At 27.9% G+C, this 21,697-nt stretch carries 21 protein-coding genes and 1 pseudogene; 21 read left to right on the top strand and 1 reads right to left on the bottom strand.

The annotated features are described in order from the left end of the window. A pseudogene (locus tag GM111_RS08250) lies at positions 1–278 on the top strand (hypothetical protein); the annotation flags it as partial. 118 nt (positions 279–396) lie between these two features. Continuing rightward, positions 397–1,140: a pyruvate formate-lyase-activating protein gene (gene pflA / locus GM111_RS05760; protein ID WP_156300035.1), complete on the top strand. Its 744-nt coding sequence runs from the start codon at positions 397–399 to the stop codon at positions 1,138–1,140. A 26-nt stretch (positions 1,141–1,166) separates the two neighbouring features. On the opposite strand, the gene GM111_RS05755 is transcribed toward pflA, so the two are convergent. Next, positions 1,167–1,547, bottom strand: a complete 381-nt coding sequence (locus tag GM111_RS05755; protein WP_156300033.1) for a hypothetical protein — start codon at positions 1,545–1,547, stop codon at positions 1,167–1,169. 138 nt (positions 1,548–1,685) lie between these two features. On the opposite strand from GM111_RS05755, the gene nifJ reads away from it, so the two are divergent. The 19 genes from nifJ to GM111_RS05660 all read left to right on the top strand — a co-directional run bounded on the left by nifJ (position 1,686) and on the right by GM111_RS05660 (position 21,615). Further along, positions 1,686–5,255 (top strand): pyruvate:ferredoxin (flavodoxin) oxidoreductase, encoded by a 3,570-nt coding sequence (nifJ, locus tag GM111_RS05750; RefSeq protein WP_156300031.1) that lies wholly within the window; start codon positions 1,686–1,688, stop codon positions 5,253–5,255. A gap of 76 nt (positions 5,256–5,331) precedes the next feature. Further along, positions 5,332–5,781 carry a pilus assembly FimT family protein gene (locus GM111_RS05745; RefSeq protein ID WP_156300029.1) on the top strand — a complete coding sequence of 150 codons (450 nt, stop codon included), beginning with the start codon at positions 5,332–5,334 and terminating at the stop codon, positions 5,779–5,781. Further along, complete coding sequence (locus GM111_RS05740; protein ID WP_156300028.1) at positions 5,778–6,866, top strand: ComEC/Rec2 family competence protein; 1,089 nt, start codon at positions 5,778–5,780, stop codon at positions 6,864–6,866. Before GM111_RS05745 ends, GM111_RS05740 begins: the two co-directional genes overlap by 4 nt. Positions 6,867–6,989: 123 nt before the next feature. Then, complete coding sequence (locus tag GM111_RS05735) at positions 6,990–7,556, top strand: DUF6162 family protein (RefSeq protein ID WP_156300026.1); 567 nt, start codon at positions 6,990–6,992, stop codon at positions 7,554–7,556. A 1-nt stretch (position 7,557) separates the two neighbouring features. Next, on the top strand, positions 7,558–8,250 hold the full coding sequence (locus tag GM111_RS05730) for a metal ABC transporter ATP-binding protein (RefSeq protein ID WP_156300024.1): 693 nt from the start codon (positions 7,558–7,560) through the stop codon (positions 8,248–8,250). Positions 8,251–8,258: 8 nt separating this feature from the next. After that, positions 8,259–9,152: a metal ABC transporter permease gene (locus GM111_RS05725; RefSeq protein ID WP_156300023.1), complete on the top strand. Its 894-nt coding sequence runs from the start codon at positions 8,259–8,261 to the stop codon at positions 9,150–9,152. Continuing rightward, complete coding sequence (locus GM111_RS05720; RefSeq protein ID WP_156300021.1) at positions 9,152–10,045, top strand: metal ABC transporter solute-binding protein, Zn/Mn family; 894 nt, start codon at positions 9,152–9,154, stop codon at positions 10,043–10,045. The genes GM111_RS05725 and GM111_RS05720 overlap by 1 nt, the downstream gene beginning before the upstream one ends. An 11-nt stretch (positions 10,046–10,056) precedes the next feature. Next, on the top strand, positions 10,057–10,512 hold the full coding sequence (locus GM111_RS05715; protein ID WP_156300019.1) for a hypothetical protein: 456 nt from the start codon (positions 10,057–10,059) through the stop codon (positions 10,510–10,512). A 95-nt stretch (positions 10,513–10,607) separates the two neighbouring features. Next, the gene (locus tag GM111_RS05710) at positions 10,608–11,009 is read left to right on the top strand and encodes a cell division protein SepF (RefSeq protein ID WP_156300017.1); all 402 of its coding nucleotides are present in this window, start codon (positions 10,608–10,610) and stop codon (positions 11,007–11,009) included. A gap of 3 nt (positions 11,010–11,012) precedes the next feature. After that, complete coding sequence (gene obgE / locus GM111_RS05705) at positions 11,013–12,311, top strand: GTPase ObgE (protein ID WP_156300015.1); 1,299 nt, start codon at positions 11,013–11,015, stop codon at positions 12,309–12,311. Next, on the top strand, positions 12,289–13,188 hold the full coding sequence (gene miaA, locus GM111_RS05700; RefSeq protein ID WP_231479776.1) for a tRNA (adenosine(37)-N6)-dimethylallyltransferase MiaA: 900 nt from the start codon (positions 12,289–12,291) through the stop codon (positions 13,186–13,188). The genes obgE and miaA overlap by 23 nt, the downstream gene beginning before the upstream one ends. Next, positions 13,185–13,652 (top strand): PTS sugar transporter subunit IIA, encoded by a 468-nt coding sequence (locus tag GM111_RS05695; protein ID WP_331279613.1) that lies wholly within the window; start codon positions 13,185–13,187, stop codon positions 13,650–13,652. Before miaA ends, GM111_RS05695 begins: the two co-directional genes overlap by 4 nt. 62 nt (positions 13,653–13,714) lie before the next feature. Next, positions 13,715–14,365: a uridine kinase gene (udk, locus tag GM111_RS05690; protein WP_408022640.1), complete on the top strand. Its 651-nt coding sequence runs from the start codon at positions 13,715–13,717 to the stop codon at positions 14,363–14,365. A gap of 146 nt (positions 14,366–14,511) precedes the next feature. Next, a complete protein-coding gene (locus GM111_RS05685; RefSeq protein ID WP_197034503.1) occupies positions 14,512–15,678 on the top strand; it encodes an ROK family transcriptional regulator in 1,167 nt (388 codons plus the stop codon). A gap of 46 nt (positions 15,679–15,724) precedes the next feature. Next, positions 15,725–16,744: a galactose/glucose ABC transporter substrate-binding protein MglB gene (mglB, locus tag GM111_RS05680; protein WP_156300007.1), complete on the top strand. Its 1,020-nt coding sequence runs from the start codon at positions 15,725–15,727 to the stop codon at positions 16,742–16,744. A gap of 57 nt (positions 16,745–16,801) precedes the next feature. Next, on the top strand, positions 16,802–18,301 hold the full coding sequence (mglA, locus tag GM111_RS05675) for a galactose/methyl galactoside ABC transporter ATP-binding protein MglA (RefSeq protein ID WP_156300005.1): 1,500 nt from the start codon (positions 16,802–16,804) through the stop codon (positions 18,299–18,301). 9 nt (positions 18,302–18,310) lie between these two features. Beyond that, entirely contained in the window at positions 18,311–19,387 is a 1,077-nt protein-coding gene (locus tag GM111_RS05670; RefSeq protein ID WP_156300003.1) for a galactose/methyl galactoside ABC transporter permease MglC, read from the top strand. Positions 19,388–19,405: 18 nt separating this feature from the next. Further along, positions 19,406–20,566, top strand: coding sequence for a galactokinase (locus GM111_RS05665; RefSeq protein ID WP_156300001.1), 1,161 nt, complete (start codon positions 19,406–19,408; stop codon positions 20,564–20,566). After that, on the top strand, positions 20,563–21,615 hold the full coding sequence (locus GM111_RS05660; protein ID WP_156299999.1) for an aldose epimerase family protein: 1,053 nt from the start codon (positions 20,563–20,565) through the stop codon (positions 21,613–21,615). The genes GM111_RS05665 and GM111_RS05660 overlap by 4 nt, the downstream gene beginning before the upstream one ends. Positions 21,616–21,697 lie beyond the last annotated feature (82 nt).

Below are 21,697 nucleotides of genomic sequence, written 5' to 3'. Positions count from 1 at the left end.
AAGAATTTAAAGAAAAAGAAGAAGAGAATGAGAAAAAGTTTTCTAAAATATCTTCAGAATACTTCAAAGAAGTGAGACAATTTGAAACAATGAATTGGGATGAATATGCAGAAACATTTTCATATTTTCCAATATTATATGTATATTTAAAGTGTAAAGAGTGTGATTTAAGTAATAAGGAAGAAATAGAAAAAGAGGTATATGAAAGAATAAAGAAATATCATAATCCTAAGACATATAAACTTGAGGTATATGTGAAAAAGGAAACTGGAGAATAAAAAATTAATAATATTTATGATAAATATTTAAAAATATATAATTAAATAAAAGTTTGCATTTATAATCTTTTCATTATATAATTATATTATTATATAAAGTTGTTAGGGAGTGTTGTATATGGAAAAGAAAAATGCGGGATATATATATTCATTTGAGTCATTTGGAACAAAAGATGGACCTGGTATAAGATTTGTATTATTTTTACAAGGTTGTCCTTTAAGATGCCTTTATTGTCATAATGTTGATACATGGAATTTAAAAGATTATAAAAAACTTATGACACCTGAAGAAGTATTTAAAGAAATTATGAAAGTAAAAGGTTTCATTAAAACAGGAGGAGTTACAGTATCTGGAGGAGAACCATTAGTTCAATCTGATTTCATAATAGAATTGTTTAAATTATGTAAAGAAGCAGGGATACATACTTGTATAGATACATCTGGATATATATTTACTGAAAAAGCTAAACAAGCTATAGAACTTGCAGATTTAATCATGCTTGATATTAAACATATAGATCAAGATAAATATAAGACTTTAACGGCAGTTAATTTAGCTCCAACATTAAAAATGGCTGACTATTTAGAAAGTATAAATAAACCAGTTTGGTTAAGATATGTATTAGTTCCTGGATATTCAGATGATCCTAAAGATTTAGATGACTGGGCTAAATATTGTTCTAAATTTAAAAATGTAGAAAGAGTAGACATTTTACCTTTCCATCAAATGGGAACACCAAAATGGGATAAAATGAAAAAAGAATATAAGTTAAGAGAAACACCAACACCAACTAAAGAAGAAATAAAAAGAGCGGAAGAAATATTCTTGAAATATGAACTGCCTTTATATAGAGCAAAATAAATAATAGGGACTTTTAAAGTCCCTATTTATATTAATCTGATTGTAAACATAGCACTAATAATAAAGTGTACTAATAATATAAAATTATGTATAGGAATAAAGTCATCACTTAATCCTAGATTTGTAATTATTAGTAGTATATTTATTATTAGATATACTATAGCATAGAAATTGAAATGTAATATAGTTAAACTATTACCAACAAAATGTATCATTGTCGGTGCAATATTAGTAAAATTTGGACTAAACATAAATAAAACTATAGTAACAATTTCAAATAATAGTATTGGAACTATTAGTGAATCTAGGCTATTAAATGGATATTTAAATTTAAAAAACTTACTTATTCCTATATATATTTTAATGTATGCAAGTAGCATAATTAATAGTACAAAAAAATTAAACATTTTCTACCCCTTATTTTAAGATATTAAAAGTATATCATAAATTAAAATGCTTTACAATAATACATAGTTATTGTATACTATTAGTGTTAAAACAAACTACTGCAATGGAAGAAATTGCCTAGTTAAACGGAGGAAAATATGGAAAGAAACCCTATAATGAAAGTAATGGATGGAAATGAAGCAGCAGCGTATATTTCTTATGCCTTTACAGAAGTTGCAGCTATTTATCCAATAACTCCATCTACCAATATGGCAGAATACACAGATGAATGGGCTTCAAAAGGGCAAAAAAATATTTTTGGAACAGTGCCAAAAGTAATAGAAATGCAATCAGAAGCTGGAGCAGCAGGTGTAGTACATGGATCATTGCAAACAGGTGCTTTAACAACAACTTTCACAGCATCTCAAGGACTATTGTTAAAACTTCCTAATATGTATAAAATTTCTGGAGAACTATTACCAGGAGTTATACATGTTGCAGCAAGATCAATTTCATCTCATGCTTTATCAATTTTTGGAGACCATCAAGATATATATGCAGCAAGATCAACAGGTTGGGCAATGCTTGCATCATCATCTGTACAAGAAGTTATGGATTTAGCTGGAGTAGCACATCTATCAGCTATTAAATCTAGAGTGCCTTTTTTACATTTCTTTGATGGATTTAGAACATCTCATGAAATACAAAAAATTGAAAGAATTGAATATAGTGAACTTGAAAAATTAATTGATATGGAAGCTTTAAAAGAATTTAGAATGAGAGCTTTATCGCCAGATAAACCTGTAACGAGAGGAACAGCTCAAAATGATGATATATTCTTCCAAGCAAGAGAAGCACAAAATCGTTTCTATAATAACTCAGTAGAAGTTGTTAAAGAATATATGAATGAAATATCAAAACTTACAGGTAGAGTATACAAACCATATACTTACTATGGTCATAGTGAAGCAAAATCTGTAGTTATTGCTATGGGGTCTGTATGTGAAACAATAAAAGAAACAGTAGACTTTTTAAATGCTAGAGGTGAAAAAGTTGGGATGATTAAAGTAAGTCTTTATAGACCATTCTCAGCTGATGATTTCTTACAAGAAATTCCAGAAAGTGTTAAAAAGATAGCGGTACTTGATAGAACAAAAGAGCCTGGTTCATATGGTGAGCCTTTATATCTAGATGTTAAATCAGTACTTTATGGAAGAGAAAATGCACCTAAAGTTGTAGGTGGAAGATATGGTTTATCTTCTAAAGATGTTAACCCTTCTCATATTATATCTGTATTTAAAAATTTAGTATTAAAAGAGCCTAAAGATCATTTTACTATAGGTATTAAAGATGATGTAACATTTACATCATTACCTATGTATGAAAATCCAGATTTATCTAAAGATGATGATGTATCTTGTCTATTTTATGGACTAGGTTCAGATGGTACAGTAGGGGCTAACAAAAGTAGTGTTAAGATAGTTGGAGATTTAACGAATAAATATGTTCAAGCATATTTTGCTTATGATTCTAAAAAAGCAGGAGGAATAACTAGGTCACATTTAAGATTTAGCAATAGTCCTATTACTTCAACTTATCTTGTTAAAAATCCTAGTTTTGTATCATGTTCAAATCAAACTTTCTTAAGAAAATATGATGTATTATCAGGTTTAAGAAAAAATGGGATTTTCTTATTAAATAGTATTTATGAAGGTGAAAAATTAATAGAAAGTTTACCTAAGAAGATAAAGAGAGAATTGGCTTTAGCAGAAGCAAGATTTTTTGTAATTAATGCAAATAAGATAGCTTATGATTTAGGTATGATAAGTAAAACTAACACTATATTACAAACTGCCTTCTTTAATGTAATAAATGTAATAGAATTTGATAAAGTAAAAGAAGAATTAAAAAAACATATAGTTAAAAACTATGGATTAAAAGGTGAGGATGTTGTTGAGAAAAACTTTAAGATGGTAGACCTTGCTGAAGAAAATATAGTTGAAATAGAAGTGAAAAAGGAATGGGCAACACTTGTAGATGAAGAAGAATATTTAACTTTAGATTATGGAAATAGTTTAGATAAAAATTCGTTTATGGCAAGAATTGCAGAGCCTATGACTGCATTAAAAGGAGATGAATTACCAGTTTCTATTTTTGATGGATATGAAGATGGTACTTTTGAAAATGGAGAGGCAAACTTTGAAAAAAGAGCTATAGCTAAATATATACCTGAATGGAGGCCTGAACATTGTATACAATGTAATCAATGTTCTTATGTATGTCCACATGCAGCTATTAGACCATTCCTAATTGATGAAAAAGAATTAGAAAATATGCCAAATAGTATGGATTTATTAAATCCTTTAGGTAAAGGGCTTGATAGATTAAGATATAGAATACAAGTTTCACCACTAGATTGTACAGGATGTACAGCTTGTGCTGAAGTTTGTCCAGCAAGAACTAAAGCTTTAGTAATGAGACCTATAGAGGAGCAATTAGAAAAAGGTGAAAAAGAAAATGCAGATTATCTATATAACCATGTTACGTACAAAGATGAGTATGTAAATAAGGAAACTGTAATAGGATCACAATTTGCAAAACCTTTATTTGAATTCTCAGGAGCTTGTGCTGGTTGTGGAGAAACACCATATATTAAATTACTAACACAACTTTATGGTGATAGAATGATGATAGCAAATTCAACAGGTTGTTCATCTATATATGGAGGATATGCCCCTTCTACACCATATACGACTAATGATAAAGGCCAAGGACCTGCATGGGCATCTTCACTGTTTGAAGATACTGCAGAATATGGATATGGGATGTTACAAGCTAGTGAAAAATTAAGATATAGAGTAGTTGAACTAATAGAAAGTTTAAGTAAAAAAGAAGAATTAGATGAAAATCTAAGAGAGATTTTAAATAAATATCTAGAAATAGTTAATAATGCAGCAGAGATACAAAAAATTAAAGATGAATTATTAACTAAATTAGAAGAAAATATTGGCATGTATCCTGAAATATCAGAAATACTTGAATTAAAATATTATCTAAATCAAAGATCTATTTGGGTAATAGGTGGAGATGGATGGGCTTATGATATTGGATTTGGAGGACTTGATCATGTTTTAGGTACTGGAGATAATATTAAAATGTTAGTACTTGATACAGAGGTTTATTCAAATACTGGTGGGCAATCTTCATCGTCATCGCCAACTGCATCAGTAGCTAAATTTACTAATAATGGAAAAAGAAGAAAGAAAAAAGATTTAGCTTCAGTAATGATGAGTTATGGAGATATTTATGTTGCTAAGATTTCTATGGGTGCAAATCAAAACCAAACATTAAAAGCATTAAAAGAAGCTCAAGAATATGATGGTCCAGCAATAGTAATTGCTTATTCGCCATGTATAGCACATGGAATAAAAGGAGGACTAGGAGTAGCTAATGAACAGGAAAAATTAGCTACAGAAGTAGGATATTGGCCATTATTAAGATTTGATCCAAGAAGAGCTAAAACAGGAAAAAATCCATTACAATTAGATAGTAGAAAACCAAATTGGGATAAATATATGGATTTCTTAATGAGTGAAACTAGATTTACATCACTTATGAAGACTAATCCAGAAATGGCAAAAGAGCTATTTGAAACTAATATGAATAATTCTAAAGATACATGGAATTATTATCAAAGATTATCTAAAATGGACTATAAAGAAGAATAATATCCTTGGGGAACAACCTCAAGGATTTTTATTTACTTTTATTAAAAATTAAGATATAATTAAAAAGGGAGGTAATATGAAAAATAGGGGAATTACATTAATTGAGGTAGTAATTTACATATCTTTAATTTTGATTACATTTTTTTTATCATCAAGATCATATCTAAGATTTTTAGAAAAAGAGAAACTAAAAAAAGAGGTTATAGAGATAACATCGGTATTTAGAAAATATCAAAAGAGATCAGAAATATTAGAAGAATATATTCCTATATATTTTGATTTAGAAAATAGGGAAATATTATTTGGGAAAAGTAGAATTAATTTATCTAAAGATTTTAAATATTTAAGTAAAAATAAGTCTGAAAGTGATAATTTTGAAAGATATTTTACCAAAAAAGGAAATTTAAATAAGGGCTTTACTTTGATAATATTAGATAAATCTGGGAAATTACTTGCAGAGATATCATTTGATAATAGTAATAGTCTTTCTTATCCTGTAATAAATGTTAAAGGTGTAAGTATATGAAAAAATATTTATATGTTTTTTGTATATTTATTCTATTTTCTTTTTTCTATTATTCGAGATTTGATATTAGAGATATTCAATACGGTTTAATATATTCGGTAAATGTTAAAGTAAGTGGTAAAAGTATGGAAGTAATAAAAATTAATGGGAAATTTATTGATAGGAAAATATATTTGAAAAATAATGAAAATTTAAAGTTTGGAATGTATAATTTACTATATGTATGGGAAAATGAGAAAAAAGGACATGTTTTATCTTCTAAACCAGGATATTTTAATAGATATAGACAATATATTATAGGAGTTATAGACAAATCATATGAAAACTATGAAACTAAGGCATTAGCCAAGGCTGTTATTATTGGAGATAAAAGTGAACTTGATAAAAGTTTAATAAAAAAATTTTCATATATTGGAATAATGCATTTGATTACAATTTCTGGATTACATATTGCATTAATTGCAGGGATAATAAAAGATAAATACCTTTCTTTTATTTTTATTACTATATATAGTTTTTTGATAGGTTTTTCAGCTTCAGTAAGAAGAGTATATTTGATGAAGTTTTTATCTTTTTTTGGATTAAATAATAGTGATGTATATATAGTTAGTTTGTTGGTATTGTTATTGTATAATTTTTCAAACATATTTGATTCAGGATTTGTATTTACATTTATGTCTGTTTTTGTAATTATATTTATCTATCCATTAATAAAAGCTAGTAATCATTCGAGCTATTTTAAATATATTTATTTTAATTTGTGCATACAAATAGCACTTTTGCCCTTTAATTACTATTTTTCTAAGAATATTCCTATTTTCACATTTATAGCAAATTTAGTTATGATACCTGTATTTACACTTATGATAGAAATGTTTTTTATTAACTTTATACTTTCTCTTTTTGGAATATATACTTTTTCTTTTTTAGTAGAAAAATATTATTCTTTATTAATAGAATTAGTGAAATATATTTCGAGCTTAAAATATATTAGTATAGAGATTAAAGAAGTAAATATATCGATATTTATTGGATTAATTTTAATAAGTGTATATATCTTTTTTGGAATTTGGAAGGAACACTAAAAAAAATCAAACGCTGAAAGTAAGATAAATAAAGGAATTGTCTAGTTTAAGACTGAATGTACATGCTTGAAGAGAGGTATTAAAAGTGATATAATTTATATAAATGTAGGGAGGTGTCTTACTATGAAAACGGAATACATTAAACCACAGAATAATAGAAAAGAAAGTATATATATATTAATAGCCATAATTATCATATTAATAACTTCTGTTTCATTAATTGCTTTAACAAAAAGAAGTTCAGAAGAACAAGTTTTAACTGAAAAACAAATAAGTAGTTTTGAAAGCTTTAATCCAGAAGAAAATGGTATTTATTCAGACTTGTACAACTTCAGTACTAATTTAGAATTTTTTGCAAAAGATTCAGGTTATCCTAGTATAGAAACTTTAGAAGAAGAATATACTTATCCTTTTGTTAAAGATGACTTATGGAAAGAAAGAGGTAGTATTGAATGGAAGTTAATTTCTAAAGATAATCATAATTATTATTTAGGTATAAGTAAAGATGAGAATATTGGGAATTTTTTGATAGATTCTCTTATAGAAAATGGAGAAGTAAAAAATACTATTAAATATTTTAAAGGTAAGATTGAAGAAGAAGATATATTAAAAATATCTGAAATGTTTTCAGAAGTTAAGGCATTAACTGGTGAAGATATTAAAAAAGTTTTTGAGAATAAGGGGAATTAAAATGAAAAAAGGAATAGAGTTAAATCTAAGAAATGTTTCTCTTAATTTAGGTGGAAATCAAATACTTAAGAATATTAATTTGGATATTAAAAGTGGAGAAATTCATTGTTTAATAGGTCCTAATGGTGGAGGAAAATCAAGCTTAATTAAATGTTTGCTATCTTTAATGCCTTTTGAAGGTGAAATAAAGATGAGTTATGAAGATGAAAAAGTAATAGGTTATGTACCTCAAAATTTAGATTTTGATAAAACTTTACCTATTACAGCTGAAGATTTTCTTTCTATGGTATTTCAAGATAGACCTAGTTTTTTAGGTATGAAAGAAGAGACTAGGAAAATAGTAGATGAAATGTTAAAGAAGATAGATATGTATCATAAAAAAAATAGGATGCTTGGATCTCTTTCAGGAGGTGAATTGCAAAGGGTATTACTTGCTCAATCTCTATATCCACATCCAAATTTATTAATACTTGATGAACCTTTTTCAGGTATAGATACAGTATGTGAAGCGTACTTTTTAGAAATGATACAAAAGCTTAAAGAAGAAGGTGTAACTATTGTTTGGATACATCATAATTTAAAACAAGTAATAGAAATAGCAGATAAAGTAACATGTATAAAAGGAACAGTAATTTTTAGTGGTGTTCCAAAAGAAGAAATAGTTGAAGAAAGAATATTTGATATATTCTCATAGGAGATAAGATGGAAGCAATAAGACTTTTTTTTGCAGAACTCGCAAATAGTGGAGCACTCCCTGAGTTTTTTGCATATGGATTTGTAGTAAATGCATTAATTGCTGCATTGCTTATAGGGCCAATACTTGGAGGTATAGGTACTATGGTAGTAATAAAAAAAATGGCTTTCTTTTCAGAATCTATAGGACATGCTGCAATTGCAGGAATATCTATAGGTATACTTTTAGGAGAACCATATAATTCACCATATATTATGTTGTTTAGTTATTGTATAATATTTGGATTAGTTATTAATTATACAAGAAATAGAACTAAAATGGGAACAGATACTTTAATAGGTATTTTCTTATCTATATCTATAGCACTAGGTGCAACTTTATTAATATATATATCAGGTAAAGTAAATTCGCATATGTTAGAAACAGTACTGTTTGGATCTATACTAACAGTTTCAGATATAGATCTGATAGTATTACTAGTTACTAATGCCATATTAAGTGTATTAATTATGTTTTGGTATAATAAGATATTGCTTTCAAGTTTTAATAAAAATATTGCAATAGTTAAGAATGTAAAAGTAGTATTTTTAGAATATGTATTTATATTAATAATTACAATAATTACAGTTGCTTCTGTTAAAATAATAGGGGCAGCATTAGTTGAAGCTTTATTATTAATCCCAGCAGCTTCAGCAAAAAATTTAGCAAAATCAATTAGAGGGTTTATAGTTTATAGTATAATATTTTCAACAATAAGCTGTCTTTTAGGTATAATAGTGCCATTATTACTTTCATTATCTATACCATCAGGACCAGCGATAATAATAGTTGCAGCAACAATATTTTTTATAACTGTCCTTATAAAAAATATATTAAGTAAATATAAAGAAGGAGTCGCATAATGAAGAAAGTTTTTGTTTCTTTGCTTGCTTTTTTAAGTATTATTTCAAGTGCTGAAGTAAATAAAAAAATTGTTACTTCAAATCAGGTTTCATATACTTTAGCAAGTAATGTAGTTAAAGATACAGATATAAAGGTTGTATCTGCAGTTGATGCATATACAGATATGTTTAAACAAAAGAATACTTTTAATAGTATATTAAATAAAGAAGAAATATTTTCTGATGCAGGTGTAGTAGTTACATTTTCTAAAATTTTAGATGATGATTTTCTATATGAACAAGCAAGAAGATATAATATAGGAGTAATAGAAGTAGATTTAGGCTATAGTTATAGAGATAACAATAGTTTAGTATTAACTAAAAAAATAAATGAAGATGGAAAATATAATAAATATTCTTGGTTAGATTTTAGCAATTTATATAGAATGATAGAGATATTATCAAATGATTTAATAGATATATATCCTGATAATAAGGAAGCTATATTAAATAATGCTGAAAAACTTAAATTGGAATTTATAGAGTTATCAAATAATTTTTCAGATTTAGTATATAATGGAGACTATAGTGTTGGAGTAATATATATGGGAGATTCTGAAATGAATTTCTTATTTGATAGTTTAGAACTATACTATGAAAACATACCGTATAATGCAAGTCCAGAATTAATTAAGAAAACTATTAAAGAAACTGGAATAAACAAAATAGTATCGAGTAAAACTTTAAGTAAAGCTACTCGTGATTTCTTGAAAAAGGAAGGTATTGAGTTTGTGAAATTGGATTTAGGAAACATCCCTGTAGATAAAAATGGAGATGAAATTATGGATGTTGATGGTTTTGTTGAAGTAATGAAATCTAACTTAAATAAATTGAAAGATTTACTATTTAAATAGGAGGTATAAATATGAAAAAAATATTTTTAGGATTTTTAATGCTTTTCTCGTTCATTACATTTTCACATGTTGTAACAGTTAATGTTTTAGAAGGTGCAGAAAAAGGAGAAATTTTAATTAGAGCAATAGATGATAGTGGAAATAGAGAAGCTAATGAAGAAATTTATGTATTAAGTGATATAGCTTATGATGGTGATTTAGAAGTATTTGAAGAACCAGGATCAGAAGATTTTCATGGTAAGGTAATTTTATATAAAGGTGAACTAGATGAAAATGGAGAATTAGTATTACCTAAACCAGGAGTAAAAAGATATATTATTTTAATTGCTGGTGGAGGAGATCACGATTTCGTTGGTAAAGGTATTGCTTTAACACCTGAAGAAGAAGAAAATTGGCTTAAAGTTTTAGAAAAACATAAAGAAAAATTAGGTGAATTTGCCAAAATTTACAATATGAAAAAATTTTAGATAATAAGGAGAATTATTCTCCTTTTTTTATTTCTTTACAAACATTGAAAATAATAGTATAATTAGATAAATAAGAAAAAAATACGGAGGTAGGTATGAGCATTTGGAAAAGTTTATTCGGTAGCGATGACTTAGAAGAAGAATACACAAACGAACAAGAAGTAGTAGATACACAAAATGAAACTAGTGGAATAACACTATTTAAGAAAGAAAATAAAAAAGTTAAAAGAGAGGAAACAGACATGAAATTTATAGCTATAAGACCAAAAAATATGAATGAAACATCAAGATTTGTTGAAATCATTAAAAGTAAAGCAATAATAACTTTCAACTTAGATGCTTTAAATAGAGAAGAAGGACAAAGAATGATAGATATCTTAAGTGGTGCTACTCATGCAATGTCTGGAAAAACAGTTTTTGTTTCTGATAAAGTATTTATTTCAATACCTGAAGGTGTAGAAGTAGAGAATTTACTTAAGAATGGAGAAGAAATATAATAAATGTTTATAGATGAAAGTATAATAACAGTAAAATCTGGTAAGGGTGGAGATGGTGCCGCCACTTTTCGTCGTGAAAAATTTGTCCAATTTGGAGGACCAGACGGTGGAGATGGTGGAAAAGGTGGAGATGTAATTTTTATTGCAGATCCTAATATTAACACTTTAGTAGATTTTAAAACTATAAAAATGTTTGAAGCGGAAGATGGTCAAAAAGGTTCGGGAGCAAGATGTAAAGGTGCTTCTGGTAAGGACTGTATTATCAAAGTTCCTGTAGGGACTATGATTAGAGATTTTGAAACAGATAAATTATTAGTAGATTTAGATATACCAAATGAGCAAGTTGTTCTACTAAAAGGTGGCGATGGTGGACGTGGTAATATACACTTTAAATCATCAATTAGAAAAGCTCCTAAAATAGCTGAGTCAGGTAGAGAAGGAATGGAACTTAAGGTAAAACTAGAGTTAAAACTTTTAGCTGACGTAGCTTTAGTAGGGTATCCTAGTGTAGGTAAATCTAGTTTTATTAATAAGGTTTCAGCTGCAAACTCTAAAGTTGCAGAATATCATTTTACAACTTTAAAACCTAAGTTAGGTGTTGTTAGAATGAGTGATGAAGAAAGCTTTGTAATAGCAGATATTCCGGGATTAATAGAAGGAGCTCACGAAGGTGTAGGTCTTGGAGATAGATTCTTAAAACATATACAAAGATGTAAGACTATAGTACATATAGTTGATTTTTCTGGTATAGAGGGAAGAGAACCTATAGAAGATTTTGAAAAAATTAATAATGAACTTTTCAAATTCTCAGAAAGATTATCTAAAAAAGAACAAATAGTTTTTGGAAATAAATTAGATATGGTATTTGAGGAAAAAGAAGAAAAAATAGAAGAATTTAAAAAACAATTGATCAAACATGGTATAAAAGAAGAAAATATAGTCTTTGGTTCTATACTTACTGGAGAGAATTTAAAAGACTTACTTTCTCGTGTTTGGAATTTAGTTAAAAATACAGAACGTGAAGTTATAGAGGAAGAAGCAGATTTAGACTTAGTATTACCAGATTTAGTTAGAAAACAAGAAGATTGGATAGTTGAAAAACTAGATGATGAAGTTTATGAACTTAAAGGACAAATTGTTGATAACGTACTTAGAAAATATGTATTGTTAGGAGAAGAGGGAATAATCCAATTCTTACAAATTATGAGAAAACTAGGTATGGAAAAAGTTCTTGAAAGTCATGGAGTAGTAGAAGGAGATACTATAATTATTGCAGGATATGAATTTACATATGTGCAATAAAGCTATAGTTATAGCAGGGCCTACAGGGGTAGGAAAGACTTCACTTTCAATAAAGCTTGCCAAGAAATTAAACGCAGAAATTATTTCAGCAGATTCTATGCAAATATATAGAGAGATGAATATAGGGACTGCAAAGATTACAGAAGATGAAATGGAAGGAGTTAAACATCATATGTTAGATGTTGTTAATCCTGATGAAGAATATTCTGTAGGCGAGTATGAAAAAGCTGTAAATAAAATATTAAATGATAATCCTAAATTTTATCTCTTAGTAGGAGGCACAGGACTTTATTTAAGAGCTGTAACTGATGGTTTTTCAGAACTTCCAGAAAAAGAAGATAAATTAAGGGAAGAATTAGAAGCTAAAAGTATTGAAGAATTATTAGAAATATTAAAAGAGCTTGATGTAGAGACATATAATCAAATAGATAAAGATAATAAGATGCGTCTTGTTAGAGCTGTTGAAGTATGTAAACTAACAGGTAAAAAATTTAGTGAAATTATAAATGTAAATATTAAGGGAAATGAGTATAAGTTTTTGAAAGTATTCTTAACTAGAGATAGAGAAGAGTTATACAACATTATTGATAAAAGAATTGATATAATGATGGATAATGGATTACTTGAAGAAGCAAAAAAAATATATAAGAAATATCCTAATAGTAAAGCTATAGGTTATAAGGAATTATTTATGTATTTTTCTGGTGAAATGAATCTAGAAGATGCAATATCTCTTCTTAAACAAAAAAGTAGAAATTATGCTAAAAGACAAATTACTTGGTTTAAGAAGGATAAAAATTATTTAGAGTATAACTTAAGTAAACTTAGTGTTGATGAAGTTTTATTGGATATATTAAATAAGATAGAAGAGGTATGAATAAAATGAGAATAGTTGATTTTTTAACTAAAGATAGAATAGTATTTGGACTAAAATCTGAGAAAAAAGATGATATAATTAAAGAGATGGCTGAATTATTTGTTAAGTCTGGTGATATTATTAAAGAAGGTATGTTTGATGTATTTATTGAAGATTTAATTGAAAGAGAAAATTTAACTTCAACTGGTATGCAAGATGGTATAGCTATACCGCATGCAAAATCACCTGCAGTAAATAAATTAGCATTAGCTTTAGCGATAGTTCCTGAAGGAAGAGATTTTGATTCTTTCGATGAAGAACCATCTAGATTATTTTTTATGATAGCTGCTCCAGAAGAAACAAAAAAAGAGCACTTAGATCTATTACAAAAAATATCAAGATTTTCATATGAAGAAGAAATTTTAGAAAAAATAATATCAACTAAAGATACTACAGAAGTAATTAAATTATTAGGTATAAGATAAGTTATTAAACTGTTAAAGAGGCTTGGTATTATTAAGCCTCTTTTTATATTTAAGGAGGAATTATGCAAAAACCAATAATCATAGGGATAGCTGGTGGAACAGGAAGTGGTAAAACATCAGTTGCAAATGCAATATTAGAAGATTTAATGAAAAATGGTGATGATGTTGTATTACTTGAGCAAGATTCATACTACAAAAAAAATGATCATTTATCTTTTTCAGAAAGAGTTAAATTAAATTATGATCATCCTAATTCTATTGATTTTGATTTATTAGAAGAACATATCAAAATGCTAGGTAGAAATGAAAGTATAGATAAACCAATTTATAACTTTGCAGAACATAATAGAACAAAAGAAATTGAAAGAATTGATTCTAAGTCTATTATTATAGTTGAAGGTATTTTAATACTTGCAATTGAAAAAATTAGAAATCTTTTAGATATGAAGATATTTGTTGATACAGATGATGATATCAGATTATTAAGAAGAATGGAAAGAGATATTCAAGAAAGAGGAAGAAGTTTTGATAACGTTAAAGAACAATATATTAGTACAGTAAAACCAATGCATCTTGAATTTGTTGAACCTTCTAAAAGATATGCTGATGTAATAATTCCTCGTGGTAAAGACAATGAAGTAGGTATAAAAATGGTATCTAGTAGATTAAAATATTTAATAAGACGTAGTGCTACTAAAGAATCTCAAGAATAGTAAAAAAAGTAATAATATTAGAGAGTATGTATTTACTAGATATATTGCTTGATATATTTTATATAGTTAAAAAAGACTATATTAATTTTTAAAAAAAAATGAGCAAAGAAAAAAAAACACATTATAATATAACTAAAGGGAGACAAATGAAAAGACTAAATGATACAGAATATGAAGTTTTAGAATTAATTTCTAAAAATCGTTGTATAACAAGAATGGATTTATCCCTTCAATTAAACGTATCACCTGCAGCTATTTCAAAAACCATGAAAAAACTTATGGATGAGAATTTAGTTTTAGAAGATAATACATTATCGTCTAAAGGTGGTAGACCAAGAAAAATTTTAAAAATTAATCCAGAATACAAAAAAGTAATAGGAATAAATTTTGGTTCAGGATTTATTGATATTTCAGTAAGTAAAATTGATGGAACTATCATAGAAACAAGAAGAAAAAAATTCCAATTTAAAGCATCTGAAAAGTTAAAGATATTACTTACAGATGAATTAGGTGCATTACTTGATAAATATGGTAAGAATGATATTTTAGGAATAGGACTTGCAATAAATGGAGTAGTTAATACTTTAGATGGGTCTTCAATCTTTTCGCCACATTTAAAATGGAATAATCTTAAATTAAGAGATTATTTGGAAAATAGATTTGAAGTACCAGTAATAGTAGATAATGATGTAAGATCTATGTTAAAAGCTGAAATATATAGAGTGAAAAAACTACAAAATGTTATGTATGTATACATTAAGGATGGTATAGGATCATCAATAATGATAAATGGACAAATATTTGAAGGAGTACATTTCTGTGCGGGAGAAATAGGACATTTTATAGTAAATCCAACTTCAAATAGTAAATGTAAATGCGGAAAATTTGGTTGTCTTGAAGCTGAATATTCAGCGAATATGATAAGAAATAAGGTTTTTTGGGAATTTGAAAAACAAGGTATAGATGTTGAGAATATATACTTATCATATAAAGAATTATTTGAAAAAGCGGCATTAGGTGAAGAACCATATAACTCTATAGTAAAAGAAGCAAGTACTGAAATTGGAAAGACTATAGGGAATATTTTAAATGTTTTAGATATTGGAAATATAATTGTTGCTGGAGATATCATACATGCTAAACAAGTTTTCTTTAAAAACTTTGAAAAAGGAATAGACAGTATGATAACACCTGATTTTGGAGGAGTAGTAAATATATACCCAACTGAGTTTGGAGATGATGTTGAAAAATACGGTTCTGTATATTTAATAATTATGAATCTATTCTCAGGACAAAAAATATTCACATTTTAGGCTATAAATATAGTGATTAATAAAATTTTATTTAGAGGTGAGAAAAATGAAAAAATTACTTACAATGATGTTAGTACTTTTAACTTTTGTACTTTCTTGTGGTAGTAAAACAGAAGAAGCTCCTGCAGCTGACGGAGCTAAAAAAATTACATTAGGAGTTACTTATTACAAATTCGATGACAACTTCTTAGCTGGTATGAGAAATGACATGAATGCTATTGCTAAAGAAAAATATCCTAACATTGAATTAGTAGAAAATGACTCTCAAAACTCTCAAGCAGTATTAAACGACCAAATCGACACTTTAATTTCTAAAGGTGTAGACGTATTAGTTATCAACTTAGTTGATCCAACTGCTGGACAATCTGTTATAGACAAAGCTAAAGCAGCTAATGTACCTATAGTATTATTCAATAAAGATCCAGGTGTTGAAGCATTAAATTCTTATGACAAAGCTTGGTATGTTGGAAACAACCCTCAAGAATCAGGAGTATTCCAAGGACAAACTATAGTTAAAAACTGGCAAGCAGACCCTGCACAAGATTTAAATGGTGACGGTGTTATCCAATACGCTATGTTAATTGGAGAACCAGGACATCCAGATGCAGTTGCAAGAACTGAATTCTCAGTTAAAACTGTTGAAGAAGCTGGAATCAAAACTGAAAAATTATTCGAAGATGCTGCATTCTGGGATACAGCACAAGCTAAAGATAAAGTTGATGCATGGTTATCAGGACCTAACGGAGATAAATTAGAAGTAATCATAGCTAACAACGACGGTATGGCATTCGGTGCGTTAGAAGCAACTAAAGCTCACAACAAAAAATTACCTATTTATGGTGTTGACGCAATACCTGAAGCATTATTATTAATCGAAAAAGGTGAATTATCAGGAACAGTATTAAATGATGGTAAAAACCAAGCTTTAGCAGTATTAGACTTAGCTAATAACATTGCTATGGGTAAAGAACCTACAGAAGGAACTGAATGGAAATTAGTGGACAAAGCAGTTAGAGTACCTTATGTTGGTGTAGATAAAGACAACTATCAAGAATTCAAAAAATAAAAGTTAAATAAAAAAGCCACTGGAAAGTGGCTTTTTTTAAAAAATGAGGTGGAATGAATGAGTGAAAACTTAAATTTTGAGTATGTCTTAGAAATGAATGGGATTTCAAAAGAATTCCCTGGAGTAAAAGCATTGGACAAAGTAAATTTAAGAATTAGACCAAATAGTGTTCATGCACTAATGGGAGAAAACGGGGCTGGAAAGTCAACTCTAATGAAATGTTTATTTGGTATATATAAAAAAGATGAAGGTGAAATAAAACTAGAAGGGCAACCTATTAATTTTATAAATTCTAAAGATGCTTTAGAACGTGGAGTTTCAATGGTTCATCAAGAATTAAACCAAGTTTTACAAAGAAACGTTATGGATAATATTTGGCTAGGTAGATACCCAGTTAAATATGGTATGGTTGATGAGAAAAAAATGTATGAAGATACATTGAAAATATTTAAAAATTTAGACATTAATATAGATCCAAGAGCTAAAGTAAGCACTTTAAGTGTTTCTCAAATGCAAATGTTAGAAATTGCAAAAGCAGTTTCATATAACTCAAAAGTTTTAATTTTGGATGAACCAACTTCTTCATTAACAGAAAATGAAGTACATCATCTTTTCCGTATTGTAAAAAAATTACAAGGAAGTGGAATTGGTATAGTATATATCTCACATAAAATGGAAGAAATAAAAGAAATATGTGATGAAATAACAATACTTAGAGATGGACAATGGGTTACAACACAAAGTGTTAAAGACTTAACTACAGACCAAATTATTAATCTAATGGTTGGAAGGGATTTAAGTAATAGATTCCCTGCTAAAACAAGTAAACCAAAAGATGTAATTATGTCAGTTGAAGGATTAACTAACAAAGATTTAAGAGATGTAAGTTTTGAATTACATAAAGGAGAAATTTTAGGTATAGCAGGACTTGTTGGATCTAAGAGAACAGAAATAGTTGAAACAATATTTGGTATGCGTGGAGATTATTTAGGTGACATTAAGATACATGATAAAATTAAGAAAATACGTTCTCCTAAAGAAGCAACAGATAATGGACTAGCACTTATAACAGAAGAAAGACGTGCTACAGGTATATTCTCTATGTTAGATATTAGATTTAATTCAATAATTTCTAATGTTAAGAATTATTCAAAATTTGGATTGATAAATGACAATAAAGTTGCAGATGATACTAAATGGGTTATTGATTCAATGAAGGTTAAAACACCTTCTCAATTCCAAAGTATTGGAAACCTTTCAGGAGGTAACCAACAAAAAGTTATCATAGGTAGATGGTTATTAACTAACCCAGAAATACTTATGATGGATGAACCTACACGTGGAATAGATGTTGGGGCTAAATTTGAAATTTATCAATTAATGATAGATCTTGCTGAAAAAGATAAAGGTATAATTATGATTTCATCTGAAATGCCTGAGTTATTAGGAATTACAGATAGAATAGTAGTAATGAGTAATGGAAGAGTTGCAGGAATAGTAAATACTAAAGAAACTACTCAAGAAGAAATATTAAAATTAACGGCAATGTATTTATAGGAGGAAGTAATGAATAACGAACAAATGAAAAAATTAAAATCATTATTTATTAATGGTGGAATATACATGGTATTATTACTTTTATTCATAGTAATAGTAATTAAAGAACCATCATTCTTAAGCTTTAGAAACGTTATAAACATTTTAACTCAATCTTCAGTTAAAATGATAATAGCTTTAGGGGTAGCAGGTATAATAGTTACTCAAGGGACTGACCTTTCAGCTGGTAGACAAATAGGGATAGCAGGGTTAGTATCTGCAACATTATTACAAACAGTTGCAAACCCAAATAAAATTTATAAATTTATGGAACAATATCCAGGAATTAAAGGTACTATAGCATCACTTGGAAAAGCTTTAGGATTTGCCGATGAACCTACATTTACTACAGTTTTCATCACTTTATTTTTAGTAGTAGTTATAGGGGCATTAATAGGACTTGTAAATGGTATTTTAGTTTCAAAATTTGATATAGTTCCTTTCGTTGCTACTATGGGTATGATGATTATTGCATATGGAGCTAACTCATTATACTTTGACTATACAGGATCAACACCTGTTGCTGGATTTAGTAGTGCATATTCAAGTTTAGTTGGAAATATACAACTTGGTGGATTCTTCTTACCTAAATTAATAATATATGCTACAATTACAGTTTTAATTATGTGGGTAGTATGGAATAAAACAGTATTTGGTAAAAACTTATTCGCAGTTGGAGGAAATCCAGAAGCTGCAAAAGTTTCAGGGGTTAACGTAACTAAAACATTAATTTTAGTTTATGTTATTTCAGGTATAATGTATGCAGTAGGAGGATTCTTAGAAGCAGCTCGTATAGGATCTGCATCAAATAACTTAGGTAACTTATATGAATTAGATGCGATTGCAGCCTGCGTTGTTGGAGGAGTTTCATTCTCTGGAGGGGTTGGAAAAATATCTGGAGTAGTTGCAGGGGTTATTATCTTTACAATGATTAACTATGGATTAACATATATAGGAGTAAACCCTTACTGGCAATTTATTATTAAAGGTTTAATCATAATAATTGCAGTTGGTATAGATATGTTAAAATACAAGAAGAAAAACTAAAATTTCGGAGGATTAGTCATGTTAAAGACTTTAGAATATAGATTTAATGAATTATTTGGAAAAAATTATGAAACAAGATATTTTGCACCAGGTAGAGTAAATTTAATAGGTGAACATACAGACTATAACGGAGGAAATGTATTTCCTTGTGCTATAGATAGAGGAACTATTGCATTAGTTGCAAAAAGAGAAGATAGAACTTGTAGATTCTATTCAGAAAACTTTAAAGAAAAAGGTGTAATAGAATTTAGCATTGATGAATTAGTAAATGACCCTAGTCATGATTGGGTAAATTATCCTAAAGGAATGTTTAAAGCATTTATGGATAAAGGATATGAAATTACTCATGGATTTGATGTACTATTATATGGGGATATACCTAATGGTGCTGGACTTTCTTCTTCAGCATCAGTTGAAATGGTAATAGGAATAATGTTAAGAGATGAATTTAAATTTGATATTGATACAGTAGAAATAGTTAAATTAGGAAAATTAACAGAAAATCAATTCATAGGTGTAAATTCAGGAATCATGGATCAATTTGCAGTTGCTATGGGTAAAAAAGATATGGCTATTTTATTAGATTGTAATACTTTAATCTATGAACATGTACCTGTAGTATTAGAAAATGAATATATTATAATTGCAAATACTAATAAGAGACGTGGACTTGCAGATTCTAAGTACAATGAAAGACGTGCTGAATGTGACATGGCTTTAGAAGAATTACAAACTAAATTAAATATTAAAGCTCTTGGAGAATTATCTATAGAAGAATTTGAAGCAAATAAAGATTTAATTAAATCTGAAATTAGACAAAAGAGAGCAAAACATGCTGTTTATGAAAATCAAAGAACTTTAATGGCTAAAGAAGCATTAACTAAAGGTGATTTAGCAACATTTGGAAAATTAATGAATGAATCTCATATCTCATTAAGAGATGACTATGAAGTTACAGGAGTAGAATTAGATTCACTAGTAGAAGCAGCTTGGGGAGAAGAAGGAGTAGTTGGTTCTAGAATGACTGGTGCTGGATTTGGAGGATGTACTGTAAGTATAGTTAAAAAAGTAAACGTAGATGCATTTATTGAAAATGTTGGAAGAAAATATCTAGAAAAAACAGGACTTAAAGCAGACTTCTATATTGCAAATGTAAGTGAAGGTGCTAGACCGCTATGATAAATTATTCTAAAAATACCCTAGGTAAACTAGGTGAAAAAGACGTAGTTGAACATATACTTAAAAATTCTAAAGGATTTGAGGTTCATGTATTAAATCTTGGTGGAATTATTACTAAAATACTAGTAGAAGATAAGAATGGTGTTTTTAGAAATGTAGTTTTAGGTTATGATTTTTTTGAAAAATATTTAAATGATCCAAGTTATGCAGGTGCAATTATTGGACCTACATCAGGAAGAATAGAAAATGGTAAATACACTATAGATGGAATAGAATTTGCATTAGGTATAAATAGTGGAGAAAATGCTAATCATGGTGGACCAAATGCTTTAACTTCAAAAATATTTGATGTTAAGCCAGTGGCTTTTGAAGACTATAAAGGGATAGAACTTAAATATTTTTGGCCACATTTAGATGGAAATCATCATGGAAACATGACTTTCTTCATAAGATATATGATAAATGAGGAATCAGAACTTTTAGTTGAATTACATGCTGAAAGTGACAGAAATTCATATATTAATTTAACTAATCATTCATACTTTAATCTTTCAGGAGACTTAAGTATTAATGGAGATGAACAATTAATTAGAATTAGTGCAAATGAATTTTGTCCTGTAAAATTAAATATGATACCTACAGGAGAAAAAATGAGTGTAGATGGTACATGCTTTGACTTAAGAGAGTATAGAAAAATTAAAGATGGAATAGCAATGTCTCATCCACAATTTGAAATAACTCGTGCATATGATCATGCTTTCGTTTTAGATAAAACAAAAGATGTAGCACTTTCTCTATATTCTGAACATTCGGGTATAGAATTAAATATGGAAACAAGTCAAAATTGTATGGTAGTTTATACAGGTAATTTCTTAGATGAAGTTAAACCTTTTGCTGATTTAAAAGAAAATTCTAGATTTTTAGGAGTAGCATTAGAAGCTCAAAATTACCAAAATGGAATTAACATAGAAAATTTTGATTCTAAGATGACTAAGCCAACTATGCCATATTTTGAAAAAATTAAATATCTATTTAAGGTTGTAAAATAAATAAAATATTAACTTGTAAAAAAACAGAGAAAATTTAATTTTCTCTTGTTTTTTACATTAGTATAATATATAATATGATAAT

Origin of the sequence: Streptobacillus canis (assembly GCF_009733925.1) — a bacterium.
Taxonomy (GTDB): Bacteria; Fusobacteriota; Fusobacteriia; order Fusobacteriales; family Leptotrichiaceae; genus Streptobacillus; species Streptobacillus canis.
The sequence above is the reverse complement of the archived record's forward strand: the minus strand, read 5'-3'. Positions and strand labels throughout refer to the sequence as shown.